Here is a 19,118-nt window from a genome sequence, read left to right as displayed (position 1 = left end):
GTGGATCAGAATGCAATGGAAGGGCGGCGCCAAAGACGGTTCGCCGCGGCCACCATCAGCACGACGCTTGCCGGCCCCCAGCACCATTGAAGGGGTGGAACGGGCATATGCGGCAGATAGGCCGTAGTCATCATGTCCCAGCACCACATACCGGCGAGGAAATAGGCAAGCCACGCCGCCATACGCCAGCGGCATGTCCAGCTCAGCCAGGCCACGAGAAACCAACCCGTCCCCTGGGCCCCATTGGCAATCATGTGCAGAGGGATGACAGCGTCAGGCAATCCGGTTCGCGCAAAGAGACCGGCATGGAGACCCGGTACATTTGCCCAGAAGATGAAACCGATCAGTGTGAAGAACAGAGGCAGTCCCCATTCGGAGTTATGCGACCGGTTCATGCTGCACCTCCCGGTAAAGCGCCCGTGCGCCCAGTAGCTCGACACCGACAAGCGCCGTCCCCCAGGCAAGGAAATAGGGCGGCAAAGGCATCGGCAGGACGAATGTCGTGATGACGTCGAAGAAGAGAAGTCCCGCCAGGAACACCGCAATCCGCGCCGCGCCCTGCCGTCTGCCGGTCCACGAAAGCACGAATACAAGCAACCAGCCGAAAGCCTCGACGCCATTGGCCACGGCTTCCATGGTCGTCATCGCTGCGGGCAGGCCCGTGTGATCGAACTCGCCTGCCAGAATGGTCTGCACCGTCATGCCGTAATTCACGGCAAGAACAAGAAAGAAGAAACGCCAGAGAAGAAAAGGAACAAGGATCATGGAAACCCCCTAGAGCAACGCGTTCTGGATATGGCGCGCGGCGACAACGGAGAACGCCATGATGGTCAGCGACGGGTCCACGCTGGGCGGTAGCGGAAAGACGCTCGGATCGGCCACATACAGCCCCGGCACTTCATGTGCCTCATGCGTACTCGCAACAACCGAGGTCGCAGGATCGTCTCCCATACGCAGCGCACCGGCGGGGTGCGGCGCCCCGAACAGGATCGCACCGTTCTCCACATCGATTTCGTCGAGCAGCCCGATCTCGTCTGTGCCGCTGAGCCTGGTCCCGCGAATATCGGGCACCAGAACCTCCCGCGCGCCGGAGGCAAAAAGCAGCATCGCCTGCTTCTTCATCGCATCGCGCAGCTTCAGAATGTCGTCGCCGCGAAGCTTGTAGTGATATTCCGGCAAGCCGTCGGCGTTCAGACGCACTTCGCCGCCATGCTCATCGTCGATCCAGCTCACCGCGCCGCCTATCTGCGGCAGTTCGGCCATAAGCGACGCATGTGAATTGCCGAACCCGGGCAATGTTGCCGCCAGGAATTCCGGCTGGAGTTGATTGGGATGCAGCAGATAACCGCCTTCGCGATAAACGCCATCCTCATAGCGGGCAAGGCGGAAATCGGACGTGCCGACAGCGGCGGGAATATTCTGCCACATATAGACCGACTCGTCGTAAAGCGCATAGAGATAGGGATTGGGATTGGTGAAGAGGTTTTTTCCCGCCTGCCCTGAACCATTGGGAAGCCCCGTCTGGAGCCAGACGGCGGGCGATCCGTAACCGCCTGCCGCAAGCACCACCGCCCGGGCCTTCACCTCCAGTGTCGCGTCCGTCGGCTGTCCACTCGCGCTGTCGACAAAAACGGCCCGCGCGCCGCTCGCCCGACCCGTCTTCATATCGCGCTCGATCGCGATGACACGGCAATCGGCATAAAGCCGCGCCCCGGCTTTCAGCGCCGCGGGGACATAGGTGACGAGCTGGCTCTGTTTTGCGTCGTAAGAACAGCCCTGATAGCAGTGTCCGCTTGCAACGCACCCCCGCCGCGCCTGCGGCACGTCCTCCACATGCCAGCCGAGCTTCGTTGCCCCCTCGATGAAAAGCTCGTTCATCCGGTTGCGATAGTGCGGAGCGGCATTATGCACATTGTGGTCGCGTTCGATCTCCTCGAAGATCGGTGCCAGCACCTCGACTTCATGCCCACTGATGCCACGCGACTGGTAGAGCGCATTGCGGTCTTCCGGCAATCGCCAGCTATCGGCCCAGTAATGCACGCTCGCGCCGCCGACGCAGTTGCCATACATCAAGGCAATTTCGCCGTTCACGCTCGTCCCGAGGCCACGGCCCCCGTCAATGCGGGCCAGCATATTGTCGGACAGCTGATCGAGATCGCCGCGACCAGCCGTGAAATAGCCGCCCTGCTCCAGTATGACGACCGAAAGTCCCGCCTCCGCGAGATGTTTCGCCGCGGTGGCGCCGCCACAGCCCGATCCGATGATGACGACATCCACCGTCTCGCGGAGTGCCCCCTTTGCGTCCCGTCCCTCTACGATCATGCCGGCGCTCCAAGATTTTCGATCCGGTTGCCGCCCGGGAAAAACTTCGGCGAGACAAGAGGGCCGCCATAGCCCATATGCGCCCATGCCCGAGGATCGGTGTAGAAGAAGAAGACAGCCATAAAACGGATGCCCGCATAGATGCTCCGCTCGAGAACATCCCCGGAATGCTGCAACTCCGTCAGAAGACCAAGCCGCTCGCCCGGCGCCATCTTCGTGAACCGCGTGAGGCCACCGCCCAGAAGCGGCCGGTATTCGAGATAAAGGAGCGACGCCTTCATATCCTCGAGAAGTTGTCCGCCGACCAGAGAGAGCTCTCTATCGATCCGCGCGGCGGTCCGGGTCTCGCGTGTCGAAGGCAGATCCCCCGCCTGGCCGATCAGGCTGTCCACCGCAAGGATGAGAACGGCGAACTCCTTTTCCGTCAAAACGCCCGGCCGCTCGTCGCCCACGATCTCGCCATAGTGCTCACCGCCGGGCACCGCTACGCCGGCAAGCCCCAGCACCGCCACGCCTGCCGCAGTTGCGCCCCCGGCTTTCAGAAAACCCCGCCTTGAAAGACTTCTATGTCGCTGCATTTGCCATCCTCATTTTTGGTCATGTGACCATTTTTATATTTTTTGGTCAAGAGACCATTTTTGGGATAAAAGGGCGGCATATCCGCGAATGACCGGAGACAGCGAGGGAAGATGGCGAGAAGGACAGGCGCCAAGGGCCAGCAACGCATCGAAGAAATTCTCGATGCAGCCGAGGAAATTCTGGTCGAGGTGGGGTATGGAGGCCTGTCCATGCGCGGTGTTGCCGACCGGCTCGGCTTGCGCCTCTCGCATGTTCAGTACTATTTCGACGGGCCCGACGCTCTGTTGGAAGCGATTTTCGACCGCTCGCTCACACGCTCGATCGAGGTTTTCGAAACCCGCCCGAAACGCGAAGGGATCGAAGCCATGGTCGCCTTCGTGCTCGAAGATCAGCTTTCCGCAAGCAACTGCCGGATGTTCTTCGAACTCTGGGCACTCGCCGCGCGCGACGACAAGGCCAACGCTGTCCTTGCCCGCTATTACGCGCGTTACCAATCCTATGTGGAGAGCATCGTCGCCTCGGAATACCCCCAGGCGAAACCGGCACAGCTTAAGCGCTGCGCCGTCATCCTGATGAGCCTGCTCGAGGGCTTGTCGCTTTTCAGAGGCGTCGAAGGCCGGATCGCCGTATCGCGGCGCGAACTCGACAAGGACATCGTGAAAGCGGTCCGCGCCATCGTCGAGCAAAGCTGACCCGACCGACAAAGGCCGGGGCGATCGGCTAGGCCGCTCAGGCGGTGGCTTTGAACGCCTCGTAAGATGGCCGGGCAAGGTCCTGCCAGGTACCGATGGCGCCGTGCTGCGCCCGCGGCTCGTCCTTGCCCTTCGTCACCTTGTCGCCTTCCGGCAACGGATCCAGCGAGGCGAGGATCTGCACCACGGCGGGGCTGAGCTTCAGCGCCCCGCTCCCCGGCATGTTGTCGGGCCTGAAGAGACGGGCTTGCCCGGAAGACGGTACGTACCGCCTCCCCGGCGAAGCCTCTCTATCCGCATGGCTGGCGGCCATTCCCGTACCACCCTTTACGTCGAAAGGAATGGCCGCCGCCATGCTTGCCGCACCGCCACCCGTGCCGGCATCCGCATGTTTGCTGATGAGCTTCTGATAGACTTCGTTCGCCGTGCGCGCACGGCCGGAAGCCTCGTAGAAAATCGACTTGTTCGCCTTCGCCGCCGCCGGGAAGAGCATGTCCGCGGGCATCGCCGGATCGTCCTCGGCAGTCGAGATCAGCTTCGACGCCCCGCCCGCCCCGAGGAAATGCGCGATATAGAGTTCTCCGCCCGACGGCTCGCGCCCCAGACGCGACTGCAGAATGTTCGCACTTTCCTGCGTATAGGCTCCGGCCATCAGCGCGGACACTTCCGGGTCCTTGCGCAGGGAAAGAATTTCCGACCGGTCGGCAGCATTTGCCACGCAGTATTTGCCGTCCGCACCCTGTGTGATCTTGGCCGCCTCATTGCCCAGCCCAAGCTCTCCGCCGTAATTCTTGAGCGTCGAAAGCCAGCTCTGCTCGGTAAACTGAAAAAGCCCCGTCGCGCTCGAAGTCCCTGATTTCGCGGAACAATCGAGGCTCGACTCGCGCATGGCCGTCTGCAGCAGATAGTCGAAATCTGCGCCGGTCTTCCGGCTTGCCTGCTGCAGGGCGGCGGATATGTCGGGACGCGCGGTGAGCGCGGCTACGAGCGACATGGGACTTCCTTTCCAATTCTGAAAAGACAGGAGCAAGCCCCATGCCATTCCATCTTGCGGAAAATGATGGTTTTTGAGAACGGTTATACGGAGATCGGATAAGCTGCCCGCCAAGCACGGAGGAATCGTGCAGACATTCTGCAAGAGGGAGGAATTGGGGAATGGCTGAGACAGAAATCGCCGCCGAGGTCGAAGAAGAGCTTCATCATCCCCATAAGGACCGGATCGGGCTGCCTTATCCCAACCGGCTTTACGCCTGGTACGTGGTCGGCGTGCTGGTGCTCGCCTATACCTTCTCCTTCATCGACCGGCAGATATTGAGCCTGCTGGTGGGCCCGATGAAGCGCGATCTGGCCATCTCCGACACCCAGATGAGCCTGTTGCAGGGCCTGGCCTTCGCCATTTTCTACACGCTGATGGGGCTACCCATCGGCCGCATGGTCGACCGCAGCCACCGTGTCCGCATCATTTCCGCCGGTGTTTTTGTGTGGAGCCTGATGACCGCTTTTTGTGGTCTGGCAAAGGCTTACTGGCAACTCTTCATATTCCGCATGGGCGTTGGCGTGGGCGAAGCGGCGCTGACGCCATCGGCCTATTCCATGATCGCCGACTATTTCCCGCCCAAGCGGCTGGGCTTCGCGCTCGGCGTCTACGGCATGGGCGTCTATATCGGCGCAGGGCTGGCGCTCGTCATCGGCGCGGAGGTAATCGGCCTCGTCTCCAATGGCGGCAATCTCACCCTTCCCCTCGTCGGCGACGTCTTCGCCTGGCAGGTCGTCTTCCTCGTGGTGGGCCTGCCCGGCATCCTGATTGCGCTCTGGACGCTCAGCCTGAAAGAGCCAGTGCGGCGCGGCCATATGCGCAAGGAGATCGGCGCGGACGGCGTGGAAAAGCAGGTCGATGTGCCGCTCGGCGAGGTTCTGGGATATTTCAAGGACAACTGGAAGACCCTTTTGCCCCTCAGCCTGTGCTACGCGCTATGCGCCATGATGGCTTATGGCGTGGCCGCATGGATCCCCAGCTTCTTCGTCCGCACCTATGACTGGAGCTATGTCGACGCCGGTCGGTGGTATGGCTGGATCATCGTCATCTTCGGCACCTCGGGCGTCGTGGCGGGGGGCTGGCTCGCCGACAAGCTGACGGCAAAAGGCATACGCAACGGCCGGATGCTGGTCTGTGCGGCCACCGGCCTTGCCGCCATGCCCTTCACACTCGGCTATCCGCTGATGAACGACCCCCATTGGGCGCTCGTCCTGCTCTGCCCCTCGACCTTTTTTGCCACCTTCTCCACCGGCGCCGGGCCCTCCGCCCTGCAGGAGCTGATGCCGAACCAGCTGCGCGGGTTCGCCTCGGCGGCCCTGATCTTCGTCGTGAACCTCATCGGCCTCGGCCTCGGTCCCACTTCCATCGCAGTGGTGACGGACTTCGTCTTCGGCGACGAGATGATGCTGCGCTATTCGCTGGTCTGGGCGCCCGCCGTCATCCTGACGCTTGCCACGACGGCCGGCTTCCTCGCGCTGAAGCCTTATCTCAAGAGCCTCGACTATCTTGAGGCATGGAGTAAGGAACACGAGAAATAGAGTCTGGTTTCAATGAGTTGGAGCGCGGAGCGGACTCGTTTTCTCAACCGGCTTTGAGGCGCCCCCGGGCGCTGGCCTGCTCCAGCTTGAAGAGCAGAAGCTCCGGATCGAAGGGCCAGACGAGATAATCGTCCGCCCCGGCAGCCAGCGCCTCGCGCACATGGGCGGGCGAGGCATTGTCGGCAACGGCAAGCACCAGCGCATGGCGGCTCGCAGGCGACGAGCGCAGCTGACGGATCACCGCCGCCTGCTCGTCCGGCTCATCGGCTACGAGATAAAGCCGTGCCTGCATGGAGGCGGGTACGAGCTCGATACGAAGCCGCGTGAGGATCGAGGCGATCCCCAGCTTGGTGGCTCCGGTCGGGCCTGTGATCTGGGCTGTAAGCATGGCGTTGGTCTATCCGGCTCATGCAGGACGACTCACCTGTCCCGCTTTCGAACAACCCTCGCCCGAAGAAATAAATCAAAGGTTAACCATGAGCGCCAAGCCGCATCTCGAAGGGCAAGACCCCGTTCCGGATGCCTGTCCCCCTTACCTGTCACCCCGGGCTTGTCCCGGGGTCCAGGGGCCGCACACGCCGGGCTCTTGGCTCCTGGATCCCGGCATAAAGCCGGATGACAGCCTGTGAGTATCTACTTTTCCAGCCTCTCCCGAAGCCGCTTGATTAGAACCCCTTCCTCATTCGCCCAATAAGGTTCCGCCTCCCCCACGCCCCAGACCGGCCCCGGCCAGGCGGCGTCAGCCGCAAAGCGGGCGATGATATGAACGTGAAGCTGCGGCACCATATTGCCCAGCGCGGCCACGTTCATTTTCTCCGCCGCCGCCTCCTCCCGGAGAATTTCGCTCACCCTTTCGATTTCCTCATAGAAGGCGTGCTTGTCCTCAGGCCGCACCTCATCGAAATCCCGGAGCCCTTCCCGCCGCGGCACGAGAATGAGCCATGGATAACGCCGGTCCTTCATCAGCAACACACGACAAAGGTCGAGATCGACCACCGGCAACGTGTCGGCGGCGAGGCGTTCATGGAGGGTAAAGGGCATGATTGGCCTCAATAGCTCTTGGGGAGATCCAGCACTCTCTCCGCGATATGGCTGAGTATCAACTCCCGGCTCACCGGCGCGATGCGGGCGATCATCACCTCGCGCATATAGCGCTCGACATGGAATTCCTTGGCATAGCCCATGCCGCCATGGGTCATGATTGCGGTTTCGCAGGCCTTGAAGCCCGCTTCCGCCGCCAGATATTTCCCCGCATTGGCCTCCGCGCCGCAGGAGGCGCCGGAATCGTAGAGCGAGGCCGCCTTGAAGACCATGAGATTCGCCGCCTCCAGCTCCGCCCAGCAGGCGGCCAACGGATGCTGGATCGCCTGATTCTGGCCGATGGGCCGACCGAAAACTACCCGGTCGCGCGCATAGTCCGTGGCCTTGCGAAGCGCGGCGCGCCCCACGCCCACAGCTTCCGCGCCGATCAGAACGCGCTCCGGATTGAGCCCGTGAAGCAGATATTGAAACCCCTTCCCCTCCTCGCCGATCAGATCGCTCGCCGGCACGCGAAGCCCATCAAAGAAGACGGCGTTGGAATCGACCGCCTTGCGGCCCATCTTCTCGATCTCGCGCACCTCCGTCGCCCCGCCCCGGTCGAGATCGGTATAGAAGAGCGACAGTCCGGCAGTCGGTTTGGCGCATTGCTCCTTGGGCGTGGTGCGCGCCAGCAGCAAAATCTTGTTCGCGGTCTGCGCCGTCGAGGTCCACATCTTCCGCCCATGCACCACATAATGATCGCCGTCGCGCTCGGCCTTGGTGCTGATGGAAGTCGTATTGAGCCCGGCATCGGGCTCCGTCACGCCGAAGCAGCAGCGGTCCTCGCCCCGGATGAGCGGCGGCAGATTGCGCTCCTTCTGCTCGTCGGTCCCGAAGACGACGAGCGGCATGGGCCCGAAAAGATTGATGTGGATGGCCGACGCTCCCGACAGGCAGGCGCCGGATTCGGCAATGGTCTGGGCGATGATGGCGGCCTCGGTCACGCCCTGCCCCGCGCCACCCAGATGCTCCGGCATGGCAATGCCGAGCCAGCCGCCGGCTGCGATTTCGGTCACGAAATCCTCCGGAAAGCCGCCATCTCGATCATGCGCCAGCCAATAGGCATCGTCGTAACGCGCGCAAATCCGCCCTACGGCGTCGCGAATCGCCTCCTGTTCGGGTGAGAAGGTGAAATCCATGGGCTTCCTCCCTTTCGGCCTTCTTCCGGGCCATCCCTTTTTTCGTGTCCCTCTTGGAGGCTATAAGGTAGCCACATAAGACAACACAACCGAGGACGAAATGCCGGGACTCTATTTCGAGGAATTCGAGGAAGGCCAGCTCTTCAAGCACGCCATCACCCGCACGGTGACGGAGGCGGACAATACCTTCTTCTCGACCATGACCATGAACCCGGCCGCGCTCCATATCGACCATGATTATGCCGCCCGCGAGACGGAGTTCGGCAAGCCGCTGGTGAACAGCCTGCTGACGCTGGGCATGATGATCGGCATTTCGGTGCATGAGACGACCCATATGACGACCATCGCCAATCTGGGGATGACCGACGTGGTCTTCCCCAAGCCGGTTTTCCACGGCGATACGCTGCGCATCGAAACGAAAGTGATGGGCAAGCGCCGCTCCAAATCGCGGCCGAAGGCAGGCATCGTGACCTTCGAGCACAAGGCCTATAACCAGCATGGCGAGGAAGTCGCCTCCTGCACCCGCCAAGCCTTCATGCATGCGAAGACGGAAAGCGAGTAAGCGATGCGGTCCTGGCTTTTCGTCCCCGGCGACAGCGAGAAGAAACTCGCAAAAGCGCATCTGAGCGGCGCGGATGTGCTGATCCTCGACATGGAGGATTCTGTCGCGCTCTCCAACAAGGAAGCCGCGCGCGGCATCACCGCCGATTATCTCGCCGGCGCCGACCGCACCGGCCCGAAACTCTTCGTGCGCATGAACGCGCTCGATACGCCCTTCTGGGAAGACGACCTCGCCGCCGTGGTGAAAGCCAAACCCGACGGCATCATGGTCCCGAAGACGAAATCCGGCGACTGTATCAAGACGGTCGCCTTCGCCCTTACCGAGCATGAGCAGGAAGCCGGTATCGCTGCCGGATCGACCAAGCTCTGTTGTGTGGCGACGGAAACCGCCGCCTCGCTTTTCACCCTCGGTACCTATCAGGGCGCATCGCCCCGCCTCTCTATGATGACCTGGGGGGCGGAAGACCTCGCCGCCGATCTCGGCGCCCGCTCCAACAAGGACGATGACGGCCTCTATACCGGCCCCTATCGCCTGGCCCGCACACTGACGCTGCTCGGCGCGGTCGCCGCAGGCGTCGATCCCGTGGACAGCATCTATGCCGACTTCCGCGACGAAGCTGGCCTTGAAACCGATGCCCGCGCCGCCGCGCGGGACGGTTTTACCGGCAAGATGGCGATCCACCCGGCGCAAGTGCCCATCATCAACCGCGTCTTCACGCCGAGCGAGGAAGACCTCGCCCATGCCCATGCCGTCATAAAGGCATTCGAGGACGCAGGCGATGTCGGCGTCGTCTCGCTTGACGGCGTGATGCTCGACATGCCCCATCTGAAACAGGCACGCCGCCTCGTCGAGCGCGCTTCGCAATCATTCACCTAGAACGGAACACCCCTTGTCGAATCCCTTTGGCCCGTCCCCGACCCAGGAAATCCAGGAACTGCTTCAGGCCCGCAAATTCGCGGAGGCCGATGAAAAGGCACGGGCGCGTATCGCCTCGAACCCTGACGATCCGGACCTTCACGCCCTGCGCGCCAGCGCGTTGCTGCCCATGGGCAAATTCGACATCGCCGAGAAGGAATTGCGCAAATGCATCGAGCTGAGGCCTCATGAGGTAACGCCCTGGCTCAATTACGGGCGCTTCCTGCAACAGACGAACCGCTGGGGCGATGCGCTGACGCATTACGCCAATGCGGTGCGCAGCTTTCCCGGCGAAGCACGGGTCATCGTGACCTTCGGCCAGCTCCTGCAGCGAGCCGGAAAATTCGCCGAAGCGGAAGCGGCCTTCAGCGCAGCGCTGCAACTCGATCCTTCCGCACAGCTCCACAACATGCTGGGCATGGTGGTACTGCGGCAGGGACGGGTCGATGAAGCGATCCCGCATTTTCAGGCCGCCGTCGAACAGGATCCGAAGAATGCCGCCGCTTATGGCAATCTCGGTAATGCCGAGCAGAAGCGTGAGAACTACGAGGCGGCGGAAGAAGCCTACAAGCGTTGCCACGAGCTGAGCCCGAAAGATGTACTACCGCTTGTGAGCCGGGGCATGGCGCTGATGAAACTCGGCCGCTGGAAGGAAGCCGCGGACATCTTCGAGGAAGCGCTTGGAAGCTACGGGCCGGAACGACGCGCCGCCGCATGGCTGCCCTTTGTCCGCGCACAGGAGCTGGGCCAGCTTCCCGCAGGCTATCGTGCCGAGATCGGCCGCGTGGTCTCTCGCGCCGCACTGGACGTGCCGCAAGGCTACGCCTCGATGGAGGATTTCAACGCAGCACTTGCAGAGGCCCTGCGCGAAGACCCGACCACCGTTTGGGAGCCCGCCGGCAAAGCCACACGCGGCGGCGGCCAGACCGGTCTGCTACTGGACCATCCTCGCGAACCTTTCGTCGCTTTCGAAAAGATGCTGCGCAAGGCCGTCGATGCGCATTTCGCGTCGATCCGCCGCGAGACGGGACACCCTTTTTTCGGCCAGGTGCCTGAAAGCTACCAGATCGACATGTGGGGCACGCTTCTGTCGGAAAGCGGCCACCAGCACTCTCATATTCATGTCGGCGGCTGGATGAGCGGTGTCTATTACGTGGCGCTGCCGCCTGTCGTAAACGACGACGCCAACAAGGAAACGAAGGAAGGCTGGATCGAGTTCGGCGCGCCGCCGCCGGACTTTACGCCGGCTTTCGACTTGGAAACGGTGACCTTCGAGCCGCAGGCGGGTAATGCCTTCTTCTTCCCGTCCTACCTCTTCCACCGCACGCTGCCCTTCAAGGGTGACACGCAGCGCATCAGCCTCGCCTTCGACATCAAGCCGATGAGCTGGCGGCGCTAGACGCCACGGTCGAGTATTTCCGGCAAGAGCGCGATGCTGTCGATCACCATGTCGGCAAACGGCATGAGGTCGTCGTGCCCGCTTGTGCCTGTCAGCACGCCGATGGCAAGCCCGGCGCCCGCCGCGCGCGCCATTTCAAGGTCATGCGTGTTGTCGCCGATAACGGCGACGGATAACGCCTCCAACCCGGTTTCCCGGCAAAAGGCCTTCACCATCCCCGGCCCGGGCTTCGATCCGTGTCCGCTGTCATATCCGCAGCAAAAGGAAAGATGCGGCCCGAAGCCGAAACGCTCCACCGCCCCCATGGCAGACGCATAGCTGTCATTCGTCGCGACACCAAGAACGAGCCCCCTCGCCTTCAGCCCGGCAAAGAAAACGGCCAGGTCGGTAACGGGCACCGATGCATCCGGTCCCATCTCTGCAAAGAGCGCATCGAGCCAGGAAACGAGATCGTCGTTCTCCCAGGCGGTCAAATGAGAACGCCAGGCCTCGGCGAGATCCCGCGTATCGCCCGCGGCGAAAATACTGCCCGCGGCAATCCGGCCTGAGGGGACGTCATATCCTCCCGCCACCATCAGATGCAGCGCAAGGACCTTGTCGCCATGGGCAAGCCGGTTCGCGGCGTCGCCGAAGACCGATATCCAGCTTCGATGAAAATCGAACAACGTGCCGTCCTTGTCGAACAGCAGCCCCTTGATCTCCACCGTCTTCCCCATCGCCCCCACCTATTTCGGCCGATCCATCCGGAAGACCTCCTCCACCACCGCATAGTCCATATAGCCGAGGCGCGACAGCGGTTTCATGGCGGCTGAATCGACCATGCCGTCAGCGATGAAACGGTCGTCGATATGAATGCCGATCACCTGTCCCAGCACTACTTCGAAGAGCGGGTGCTTTTCCCCATGCCGGTCCTTCAGCCGGATCGTGTCGAGATAGACGCATTCGAAATGCGCGGGAGCGCCTTTCACGCGGGGCGGCTTCACCAGTTGCGAAGGCAGTTTTTCGAGCCCGGCCAGCTCGAACTCATCGACCTCCGGCGCCACCGAGGCGGATGAGGCGTTCATCGCCTCGCGCTGCGCCCAGCCGGAAAAATTGCAGACGAATTCGCCCGTCTCCTCTGCGTTGCGCTGGCTGTCCTTGCGGAGGCCGCTGGCGAACATCACGATATGCGGATCGGTCGCCACGCCGTTGAAGAAGCTGTAGGGCGCGAGATTGGCGACACCCTCCTTGTCCAGCGTCGAAATCCAGCCGATCGGCCGCGGCACCACCAGCGCCTTGAACGGGTCGTGCTTCAGCCCGTGTTCGTTCTTTTCCACATCGTAGAACATCTCGCCTCGCTCGCTATCAATCTCGTCGCTATATCGCCATATGAGCGGTTATAATGCCTCAATCGGGCGTCCAGGCGCCATGCGGCAGGACGAAATGGGAGGTAGCACCATGCGTATGTTGCGAATGTTCACGGCAGGCGTTCTCGCCATTGGCGGCGCAGCCCTGACCATACTGATCCTCTTGCAGAACCGGGGCGCGGGCATCTCCGTCGGCACGCTGGCCGCGCTGTGCTTCGTCGCCTTCGTCTATGACAACCGGCAGGGATTGTTCGGCGGAGAGGTCAAAGCGAAAAAGGCAAGCAAGGAAGCGCAGCGCGCAGCCGTCAGCCATGTCCATGCCATGTCGCGGCTCCAGTCCGGCGAAGTCCGGGGCGGAACACCCGGCCATACGGGCTGACAAACCGTTTAGCCCTTCTCCGCCGTCCAGCGAGTGACGATATCGGAAAGCTCCGGGCGCGGACGTTCGTCCTTGGGCTGGGTTGGCGTCCCGAAATACAGAAATCCCGCCACGCGCTCTTTCTCACCAAGGCCGAGCGCCTTTGCGATATCCTTATCGAACGAATACCACTCCGTCAGCCATTGCGAGGCATAGCCGAGCGCCGTCGCCGCAATCAGCATGTTCTGACACACCGCGCCGACGGAGAGCGTCTGTTCCCAAGCCGGGATCTTCGGATGCTGGGGGTCGACGCGCGAAACCACACAAATGACCAGCGGCGCGCGCATGAAGCGGTTCGCCTCCACCTCAAGCTGGTCCTCGCCCGCGCGCGGCTCGTTCTTCGAATAGGCATCCGCCAGATGCGTGCCGAATTCGCGCCTCGCCTCGCCCTCGAAAAGGATGAACCGCCAAGGCGCAAGCTTGCCGTGATCGGGCACGCGGGCGCCCGCGCGCAGGATCGTCTCGATCTCCGTTTCGCTCGGCCCCGGCTCGCTCATGGTGAGCGCCTTGGCGGACCGGCGCTTCAGCAGCAGCTCGATCGTTTCGGGCGAACGAGGCCATTCACTGGCGACATCCACATTTTTGGAAGAGGCGGACTCTGACAAGGATGCTTCCTTTCGCTCATTCGGCATTCTGCGCTTGCATCAGGCAAATATGCATTGCCGCTTTACAGGTGCAAGCCCCTGCCGGAAACTTGAACCACGATTTGGGCGGGAGAGCGGCTGGTGGGACCGCATATTTCACGTGCGGCCGTATTGGCTTGCACCGCTATATTGGCATGTGCGCCGGACGCGCACGCTGGCGGCTGGCCTGTACCACCCGGCAAATCACAGATAATCATTCGCGCGACGCAATCCAGTGCCGACACCAAATTCGACCATAATGGCAGGCGATACGACCTCCTCCCCTACCGGAAACGCGAAATCACGGCCTATGGCGAGCACGGGCTTTTCAAAGACCTGACCCTTCTCGGGGAATTGGCCTGGAAACAGGACCGAAAGAACTGGCACGCGGGCGCCCGCTTCACCAGTCAGGGGTTTTCTCGGGCGAAGCTCGGCATCCGCTACGCGCTGGGAGAATGGCAGGGTACGGAGTTTTCCCTCCAGCCCATCGCAACCATCCATCTGATGAGATCCGGCGACGACCCCTCCATGCCCGGTCCCGGCGACACGGATATCGAGGCGGGCGGCACACTCGCCAGCAGCGACACATTACTGGGCATGGATATCTTCAGCGTCCAGGAAATCGGCTATAGCTTCTCCAGCGGCGGCCGCCCGGACAAGCTCCGGGCCGACGTCACGCTGGGACTGAAGCCATGGCGCAACGTGATGCTGCTCTTCGAAAGCCGCAACGCCGCCAATCTCGGCGATCTGCGCCGCCAAGGCACGCAGGAATCGAAACTCGCCGTCTCTCTCGTTTATGAAGTAGCGAAGGATTGGTCGCTGGAAGTGGGCGCGCTCCATACCGTGTTCGGCCGCAATGCGCTGGAGGAAAGCGGAGTCACTCTGGGAGTGTGGCACCGCTTCTGATCGGCACATCGCCACCGGAAACAACGTCGACCACCGGCGCGTCTGTCTTGCCCGCCGCGATCCGCAGCATGGAAAGGACATCCGTGTCGGGCGGCGCATCCACGCCCGAGCCCGGCACGGCACGGCGAAGCTCGGCGAGCGTGAACCCCATCTGCGTCTCATAGCTCCGCTCGGTCTGGTTGCGCAGCCGCTGCTCGGCTCGATACCAGGCCTGTTTCGTGCCCCCGTCGCGGCAGCTGTCCAGCTCCGCGCCCCGCGCGCCCCAGCGGCGCTCGACGCAATGATAGGGATCGAAGGACAGGCGAAAGAGCCGCTTGCGCACATCCTCAAAGCTCAAGCCGCGGCGCGATTGATCGCTTGCCACATAGACGATGCGGCACAGCTGAGCCTCACTTCCATAAAGCGCGGCAAGATCGATGGCGAGATTGCCGCCCGCATAATCGAGCTTCGCACTGCCCTCCTCCGCCATCTTCAGGAAACGGGCCACCTGCTGCTTCAATTCGACAAATGAGGATTTAAGTCGCGCATCGCGTGACGGCGTGGAATAAGTCTCCCAGTCGCCCGACGTGCCGTAGATGTTGTTCGGCAGATGCGATGGCTGCGCACGCTCCTGAATACCGGCACGCAAGGCGGTATCGACTGCCTGCACGCGGTAATGAAGATCGTCGCAGACCTCGCGCATCATCAGGCGCGTTTCGCGAATGGGATCGTAGACGACATTATGCGCGGCAACCGCCTGACGCACATAATCGTAATACCCCATGGCCTGCCCCTTGAAGAGGAAGCGCGCCGCGTGCCAGTTGCGGTTGCGCCTGTCGGCATTGCCGTAGAACTGCTCGTCCGACCAGTCTTTGAGTGTGGCATTCGATGCAGGCACGATGTGCCCGCCGACAAGCGAGCCGTTCTCGTCCGGCGATGCCCCGACCAGAGTCAGTGGACGGAAATTCTTGAACCCGGCCCCCATGCCAGGCGAGGCGCGCACGAAACGCTGGCCATAGCTTCCCCGTGTCAGCGAATTGTCCGGGTGGCTGTCGATGAAGCGGATACGCCCGTCCGGCGTTACCTTGTAGACGACGGCGACATGCCCGTTCGGATCGTAGATAACGGTGCCCGGACGGATCGAGCTTCGGGAAATCTTCACCGGGTAAAAGTCGAAAGGCTGTCCGCGCGCGATACCGGGTTCGAAGCGGTACATGGCGGTCGAAATCGTGTTCGCCATCTCGCGCATGGCCTGATAGCCGTTCGGATAATTCCCCGAGACCGACGAGACGAAATCGCGACGGCTGTAAACGTAATTGCCGTGCCGCGAATAACGCAGGTCCCGTGAGCGCCCTACCGCCGCCACGCCATTGGCATAGGAAAAGGGCAGCCCGTTCTTCCAGGCGAAATAGCCCCGCAGCATGTAAGGCAGGTCTGCGCAATCGGCATAGAAGAAGAGGCCTTTGGGATCGGAAGCCCGATAGATGTTCCACGGCCCCTTTAGGCATTCATCGAAGGTCCGGCAGCCGCTCTCCCCGATCGCGGTCACGAACGCAGCAAAGGCGCGCTCGTCGCTTTCGGTCCATGCCGTTTTGGTAATCCGCCACTGGAAATCGCGCGGCGCCTGCGCGTCGACAGGCGCGCGGCCCGCCGCATAGTCCGGTCCGTCCAGCGCCGTGCCCACAGGCGCCATGGATTCCGCACGCGCAACCGCCGCACCGGCCAGCATCAAGACCAATCCGGCGCAGAACACCGTCAGCAGCTTCATAAGAAGCCCCTTCCCTCTCGCGAAGTACCCCGTCGCGTGAGCTAACCATAATCCGGCCGGCCCTTCCCGTCGAGTAGGCGAAGCTTATGGCGCCAGGCGATCCGCAAGCAGAGAACGCACCTCATGGAGGTCGCTCGCAACGGCAACGCATTTGGCACGGATCTCATCGGTCGGCAGGACGATATCGGGCACCATGACCGGCATGGTGCGGGCCGCATGGGCGGCACGGATACCGTTATGGGAGTCTTCCAGCACCACGCAATGCGCCGCCGCGAGCCCCAGAGCCGCCACGGCCTTCTCGAAGATTTCCGGATGCGGCTTGCCCTTCGACACTTCGTCGCCCGTGAAGATGAGCTCGAAATGCTGGCGAATGCCCGCCTTCGTCAGATGCCCTTCCGCAACGGACCGGTTGGACGAGGTGGCAAGAGCAATGGGCACGCCCCAGCTATCCAGCGCCAGGAGAATATCCGCCGCCCCCGCTTTGAGCGGCACGCCATCGGCAAGCAACTCTCCCGCGATGACGCCGATTTCCGACTTATAGGCATCGAGTGGAAAATCCGGACCGAAATGCGCTTGCAGCATTCGGTACCCCTCCTGCCCCGGCACGCCGATCAGCGAATGGAACAGCTCATCGCTCATCTCATACCGGAGCGCGGTGCAGGCCCGCTGGAGCACGACCTTGTAGATACGCTCCGTATCGAGCAGCAATCCATCCATATCGAAAATCACAGCTTCGACGGGATTGGGAAATGGCATTGTCCGGGACCCTGAAACAAACGAAGAAGGGGAAGCCTTCGCTTCCCCTTTTCAAACCTTAGTCGGCAGCCTGAGAAGCCTTTGCCTTGGCAGGCACAAGATCGGGCGGCGTCGCCTCGTCCACCATATGGCGGAGCGCCTCTTCCAGCGTCATCGAGGACTGCTCCTTGCTACCGAGGCGGCGGATGGAGACGGTCTGTTCCTCCGCCTCGCGCTTGCCCGCCACGAAGATGACCGGCACCTTCGCCACAGAATGCTCGCGCACCTTGTAGTTGATCTTCTCGTTGCGAAGATCGGCCTCGACGCGAATGCCCGCCGCGCGAAGCTGGCGCACGGCCTCTTCCGCATACGCGTCGGCCTCTGACGTGATCGTCGCCACCACCACCTGTACCGGCGCAAGCCAGAGCGGGAAGCGGCCCGCATAATGCTCGATCAGAAGGCCCATGAAGCGCTCGAACGTGCCGAACACCGCGCGATGCAGCATGACCGGGCGATGGCGATTGCCGTCCTCGCCCACATAACTCGCATCGAGGCGTTCCGGCAGCACATAGTCGAGCTGCAGCGTGCCCGCCTGCCAGGTCCGGCCGATGGCATCCGTCAGATGGAATTCGAGCTTCGGCCCGTAGAACGCGCCCTCGCCTTCCGCATAGTCGAAATCGAGCCCGGCGGAGGTCAGCGCGTCGGCAAGCGCTTTTTCCGCGCGATCCCATGTCGCATCGTCGCCCGCGCGCACGTCCGGCCGCGTGGCAAGCTTATAGGCGATCTTGGTCAGTCCCATATCGTTATAGACGCGGGAGAAGAGATCGAGGAAACGGCGCGTCTCGTCCGTCACCTGATCGTCCCGGCAGAAGATATGCGCATCGTCCTGCGTCATCTGGCGCACGCGCATCAGCCCGTGCAGCGCGCCATGCGGCTCGTTGCGGTGGCAACAGCCGAATTCGGCCATGCGCAGCGGCAGGTCGCGATAGGACTTCGTGCCTTGCTTGAAAATCTGCACATGAGCCGGACAGTTCATCGGCTTCAGCGCAAGCAGGTTCGCCTCGCCCGTAATGACAGGCGAGTCATCATCCGTGGACGGAATTTCATCCGGTACGACGAACATGTTTTCGCGAAACTTGCCCCAATGGCCAGACTGCTCCCACAGCTTGTTGTCGATAAGCTGCGGCGTCTTCACCTCATTATAGCCGTCCGCATCGAGCTGCCGGCGGATATAGGCTTCGAGCTGACGCCAGATGAGAAAGCCCTTGGGGTGCCAGAAGACCGACCCTTGCGCCTCCGGCTGGAAATGAAACAGATCCATCTCCTGGCCGAGCTTGCGGTGGTCGCGCTTCTCCGCTTCCTCGAGCATGGTCAGATAGGCTTTGAGGTCCTTCTCATTCGCCCATGCCGTGCCATAGATGCGCTGAAGCATCTCGTTGCGGCTGTCGCCGCGCCAATAGGCGCCGGCGAGTTTCGTGAGCTTGAAGGCCTTGCCGAGCATGCCCGTGGAGGGCAGATGCGGGCCCCGGCAAAGGTCCTTCCAGTTGCCCTGCCGGTAGACCGAGATTTCCTCGCTCTCGGGCAGGTCGGAAATGATCTCCGCCTTGTAGACTTCGCCGATTTCCTTGAAGTGCTCGATGGCCTCATTGCGGTTCCAGACCTCGCGCTGGATCTTCTCGTCGCGATCCACGATCTCGCGCATCCGCTCCTCGATCTTTTCGAGGTCTTCCATGCGGAAGGGTTCTTCGCGCGCAAAGTCGTAATAAAAGCCGTTCTCGATCACCGGGCCGATGGTGACCTGCGTGCCGGGAAACAGCTCCTGCACGGCCTCCGCCATCACATGCGAGGCGTCATGGCGCAGCAGGTCCACGCCGTCGTCGCTCTCGCGCACCACCACTTCGATGGCGCAATCATGATCGATTGTTGTGGAGAGATCTTTCATCTCGCCGTCGATCTTCAGCGCAACCGCCTTTTTGGCGAGCGACTTGGAGATGCTTTCGGCAAAGGCGAAGCCATCCACCGGTTTTTCGATTTCACGGACCGAGCCGTCCGGCATTTTCAGTGCAATCATTATCGTCTCT

General features: G+C 62.1%; 21 protein-coding genes. 7 read left to right on the top strand and 14 right to left on the bottom strand.

Annotation, left to right across the window (positions count from 1 at the left end; all coding sequences use genetic code 11):
• Nucleotides 1–5: 5 nt before the first annotated feature.
• Genes ACSSVQ_RS17725 through ACSSVQ_RS17710 form a run of 4 tightly spaced genes read right to left on the bottom strand, consistent with a single transcriptional unit; the run spans nucleotide 6 to nucleotide 2,900 of the window.
• On the bottom strand, nucleotides 6–395 hold the full coding sequence (locus ACSSVQ_RS17725; RefSeq protein WP_454184601.1) for a hypothetical protein: 390 nt from the start codon (nucleotides 393–395) through the stop codon (nucleotides 6–8).
• Nucleotides 379–765 (bottom strand): hypothetical protein, encoded by a 387-nt coding sequence (locus ACSSVQ_RS17720; RefSeq protein ID WP_454184600.1) that lies wholly within the window; start codon nucleotides 763–765, stop codon nucleotides 379–381. The genes ACSSVQ_RS17725 and ACSSVQ_RS17720 overlap by 17 nt, the downstream gene beginning before the upstream one ends.
• 9 nt (nucleotides 766–774) lie before the next feature.
• The gene (locus ACSSVQ_RS17715; RefSeq protein WP_454184599.1) at nucleotides 775–2,322 is read right to left on the bottom strand and encodes a GMC family oxidoreductase N-terminal domain-containing protein; all 1,548 of its coding nucleotides are present in this window, start codon (nucleotides 2,320–2,322) and stop codon (nucleotides 775–777) included.
• On the bottom strand, nucleotides 2,319–2,900 hold the full coding sequence (locus tag ACSSVQ_RS17710; protein WP_454184598.1) for a twin-arginine translocation signal domain-containing protein: 582 nt from the start codon (nucleotides 2,898–2,900) through the stop codon (nucleotides 2,319–2,321). Before ACSSVQ_RS17710 ends, ACSSVQ_RS17715 begins: the two co-directional genes overlap by 4 nt.
• Before the next feature lie 111 nt (nucleotides 2,901–3,011).
• Here ACSSVQ_RS17710 and ACSSVQ_RS17705 point away from each other — a divergent pair, with 111 nt between their 5' ends.
• Nucleotides 3,012–3,593, top strand: coding sequence for a TetR/AcrR family transcriptional regulator (locus ACSSVQ_RS17705; protein WP_454184597.1), 582 nt, complete (start codon nucleotides 3,012–3,014; stop codon nucleotides 3,591–3,593).
• A gap of 37 nt (nucleotides 3,594–3,630) precedes the next feature.
• Here ACSSVQ_RS17705 and ACSSVQ_RS17700 read toward each other — a convergent pair whose 3' ends face one another.
• Nucleotides 3,631–4,587, bottom strand: a complete 957-nt coding sequence (locus tag ACSSVQ_RS17700; RefSeq protein WP_454184596.1) for a lytic transglycosylase domain-containing protein — start codon at nucleotides 4,585–4,587, stop codon at nucleotides 3,631–3,633.
• Nucleotides 4,588–4,748: 161 nt separating this feature from the next.
• Here ACSSVQ_RS17700 and ACSSVQ_RS17695 point away from each other — a divergent pair, with 161 nt between their 5' ends.
• Nucleotides 4,749–6,167, top strand: coding sequence for a spinster family MFS transporter (locus ACSSVQ_RS17695; RefSeq protein ID WP_293323101.1), 1,419 nt, complete (start codon nucleotides 4,749–4,751; stop codon nucleotides 6,165–6,167).
• A gap of 43 nt (nucleotides 6,168–6,210) precedes the next feature.
• On the opposite strand, the gene ACSSVQ_RS17690 is transcribed toward ACSSVQ_RS17695, so the two are convergent.
• The 3 genes from ACSSVQ_RS17690 to ACSSVQ_RS17680 form a co-directional block, all read right to left on the bottom strand.
• Entirely contained in the window at nucleotides 6,211–6,555 is a 345-nt protein-coding gene (locus tag ACSSVQ_RS17690; protein ID WP_293323099.1) for a PleD family two-component system response regulator, read from the bottom strand.
• A 245-nt stretch (nucleotides 6,556–6,800) separates the two neighbouring features.
• Nucleotides 6,801–7,208, bottom strand: coding sequence for an HIT domain-containing protein (locus ACSSVQ_RS17685; protein ID WP_454184595.1), 408 nt, complete (start codon nucleotides 7,206–7,208; stop codon nucleotides 6,801–6,803).
• A gap of 8 nt (nucleotides 7,209–7,216) precedes the next feature.
• A complete protein-coding gene (locus ACSSVQ_RS17680; protein ID WP_293323095.1) occupies nucleotides 7,217–8,386 on the bottom strand; it encodes an acyl-CoA dehydrogenase family protein in 1,170 nt (389 codons plus the stop codon).
• A gap of 100 nt (nucleotides 8,387–8,486) precedes the next feature.
• Here ACSSVQ_RS17680 and ACSSVQ_RS17675 point away from each other — a divergent pair, with 100 nt between their 5' ends.
• From ACSSVQ_RS17675 to ACSSVQ_RS17665, 3 genes are read left to right on the top strand one after another with little or no spacing between them, the layout of a single operon-like run.
• Nucleotides 8,487–8,948: a MaoC family dehydratase gene (locus ACSSVQ_RS17675; RefSeq protein ID WP_293323093.1), complete on the top strand. Its 462-nt coding sequence runs from the start codon at nucleotides 8,487–8,489 to the stop codon at nucleotides 8,946–8,948.
• A 3-nt stretch (nucleotides 8,949–8,951) separates the two neighbouring features.
• Nucleotides 8,952–9,824, top strand: coding sequence for an HpcH/HpaI aldolase/citrate lyase family protein (locus ACSSVQ_RS17670; RefSeq protein WP_454184594.1), 873 nt, complete (start codon nucleotides 8,952–8,954; stop codon nucleotides 9,822–9,824).
• A gap of 13 nt (nucleotides 9,825–9,837) precedes the next feature.
• Entirely contained in the window at nucleotides 9,838–11,262 is a 1,425-nt protein-coding gene (locus tag ACSSVQ_RS17665) for a tetratricopeptide repeat protein (RefSeq protein ID WP_454184593.1), read from the top strand.
• On the opposite strand, the gene ACSSVQ_RS17660 is transcribed toward ACSSVQ_RS17665, so the two are convergent.
• Complete coding sequence (locus ACSSVQ_RS17660) at nucleotides 11,259–11,978, bottom strand: HAD family hydrolase (protein WP_454184592.1); 720 nt, start codon at nucleotides 11,976–11,978, stop codon at nucleotides 11,259–11,261. The genes ACSSVQ_RS17665 and ACSSVQ_RS17660 overlap by 4 nt on opposite strands.
• A gap of 9 nt (nucleotides 11,979–11,987) precedes the next feature.
• Complete coding sequence (locus ACSSVQ_RS17655; RefSeq protein ID WP_454184591.1) at nucleotides 11,988–12,590, bottom strand: flavin reductase family protein; 603 nt, start codon at nucleotides 12,588–12,590, stop codon at nucleotides 11,988–11,990.
• A gap of 109 nt (nucleotides 12,591–12,699) precedes the next feature.
• Here ACSSVQ_RS17655 and ACSSVQ_RS17650 point away from each other — a divergent pair, with 109 nt between their 5' ends.
• On the top strand, nucleotides 12,700–12,987 hold the full coding sequence (locus ACSSVQ_RS17650; RefSeq protein WP_454184590.1) for a hypothetical protein: 288 nt from the start codon (nucleotides 12,700–12,702) through the stop codon (nucleotides 12,985–12,987).
• An 8-nt stretch (nucleotides 12,988–12,995) separates the two neighbouring features.
• Here the strand turns inward: ACSSVQ_RS17650 and ACSSVQ_RS17645 are convergent, their stop codons facing one another.
• Nucleotides 12,996–13,631: a nitroreductase family protein gene (locus ACSSVQ_RS17645; RefSeq protein WP_454184589.1), complete on the bottom strand. Its 636-nt coding sequence runs from the start codon at nucleotides 13,629–13,631 to the stop codon at nucleotides 12,996–12,998.
• Nucleotides 13,632–13,751: 120 nt separating this feature from the next.
• On the opposite strand from ACSSVQ_RS17645, the gene ACSSVQ_RS17640 reads away from it, so the two are divergent.
• The gene (locus tag ACSSVQ_RS17640; protein WP_454184588.1) at nucleotides 13,752–14,555 is read left to right on the top strand and encodes a hypothetical protein; all 804 of its coding nucleotides are present in this window, start codon (nucleotides 13,752–13,754) and stop codon (nucleotides 14,553–14,555) included.
• Here the strand turns inward: ACSSVQ_RS17640 and ACSSVQ_RS17635 are convergent.
• The 3 genes from ACSSVQ_RS17635 to thrS form a co-directional block, all read right to left on the bottom strand.
• Nucleotides 14,527–16,302, bottom strand: coding sequence for a hypothetical protein (locus ACSSVQ_RS17635; protein ID WP_454184587.1), 1,776 nt, complete (start codon nucleotides 16,300–16,302; stop codon nucleotides 14,527–14,529). The two genes, ACSSVQ_RS17640 and ACSSVQ_RS17635, sit on opposite strands and share 29 nt — an antisense overlap.
• An 84-nt stretch (nucleotides 16,303–16,386) precedes the next feature.
• Nucleotides 16,387–17,058: an HAD family hydrolase gene (locus tag ACSSVQ_RS17630; protein WP_454184586.1), complete on the bottom strand. Its 672-nt coding sequence runs from the start codon at nucleotides 17,056–17,058 to the stop codon at nucleotides 16,387–16,389.
• 58 nt (nucleotides 17,059–17,116) lie between these two features.
• On the bottom strand, nucleotides 17,117–19,108 hold the full coding sequence (gene thrS, locus ACSSVQ_RS17625) for a threonine--tRNA ligase (protein ID WP_454184585.1): 1,992 nt from the start codon (nucleotides 19,106–19,108) through the stop codon (nucleotides 17,117–17,119).
• Nucleotides 19,109–19,118 lie beyond the last annotated feature (10 nt).

The organism is Parvibaculum sp. MBR-TMA-1.3b-4.2 (assembly GCF_053628815.1).
Note: the sequence above shows the minus strand (reverse complement) of the source record. Positions and strands in the feature narration are given on the sequence as shown.

Bases quoted from the DNA above. Each gene is read 5' to 3' on its own strand.
- ACSSVQ_RS17680 (WP_293323095.1), bottom strand. From the start codon at position 8,386: ATGGATTTCACCTTCTCACCCGAACAGGAGGCGATTCGCGACGCCGTA.
- ACSSVQ_RS17690 (WP_293323099.1), bottom strand. From the start codon at position 6,555: ATGCTTACAGCCCAGATCACAGGCCCGACCGGAGCCACCAAGCTGGGG.
- ACSSVQ_RS17650 (WP_454184590.1), top strand. From the start codon at position 12,700: ATGCGTATGTTGCGAATGTTCACGGCAGGCGTTCTCGCCATTGGCGGC.
- ACSSVQ_RS17695 (WP_293323101.1), top strand. From the start codon at position 4,749: ATGGCTGAGACAGAAATCGCCGCCGAGGTCGAAGAAGAGCTTCATCAT.
- ACSSVQ_RS17705 (WP_454184597.1), top strand. From the start codon at position 3,012: ATGGCGAGAAGGACAGGCGCCAAGGGCCAGCAACGCATCGAAGAAATT.
- ACSSVQ_RS17670 (WP_454184594.1), top strand. From the start codon at position 8,952: ATGCGGTCCTGGCTTTTCGTCCCCGGCGACAGCGAGAAGAAACTCGCA.
- thrS (WP_454184585.1), bottom strand. From the start codon at position 19,108: ATGATTGCACTGAAAATGCCGGACGGCTCGGTCCGTGAAATCGAAAAA.
- ACSSVQ_RS17720 (WP_454184600.1), bottom strand. From the start codon at position 765: ATGATCCTTGTTCCTTTTCTTCTCTGGCGTTTCTTCTTTCTTGTTCTT.
- ACSSVQ_RS17710 (WP_454184598.1), bottom strand. From the start codon at position 2,900: ATGCAGCGACATAGAAGTCTTTCAAGGCGGGGTTTTCTGAAAGCCGGG.
- ACSSVQ_RS17655 (WP_454184591.1), bottom strand. From the start codon at position 12,590: ATGTTCTACGATGTGGAAAAGAACGAACACGGGCTGAAGCACGACCCG.
- ACSSVQ_RS17675 (WP_293323093.1), top strand. From the start codon at position 8,487: ATGCCGGGACTCTATTTCGAGGAATTCGAGGAAGGCCAGCTCTTCAAG.
- ACSSVQ_RS17635 (WP_454184587.1), bottom strand. From the start codon at position 16,302: ATGAAGCTGCTGACGGTGTTCTGCGCCGGATTGGTCTTGATGCTGGCC.
- ACSSVQ_RS17660 (WP_454184592.1), bottom strand. From the start codon at position 11,978: ATGGGGAAGACGGTGGAGATCAAGGGGCTGCTGTTCGACAAGGACGGC.
- ACSSVQ_RS17630 (WP_454184586.1), bottom strand. From the start codon at position 17,058: ATGCCATTTCCCAATCCCGTCGAAGCTGTGATTTTCGATATGGATGGA.
- ACSSVQ_RS17725 (WP_454184601.1), bottom strand. From the start codon at position 395: ATGAACCGGTCGCATAACTCCGAATGGGGACTGCCTCTGTTCTTCACA.
- ACSSVQ_RS17685 (WP_454184595.1), bottom strand. From the start codon at position 7,208: ATGCCCTTTACCCTCCATGAACGCCTCGCCGCCGACACGTTGCCGGTG.
- ACSSVQ_RS17715 (WP_454184599.1), bottom strand. From the start codon at position 2,322: ATGATCGTAGAGGGACGGGACGCAAAGGGGGCACTCCGCGAGACGGTG.
- ACSSVQ_RS17700 (WP_454184596.1), bottom strand. From the start codon at position 4,587: ATGTCGCTCGTAGCCGCGCTCACCGCGCGTCCCGACATATCCGCCGCC.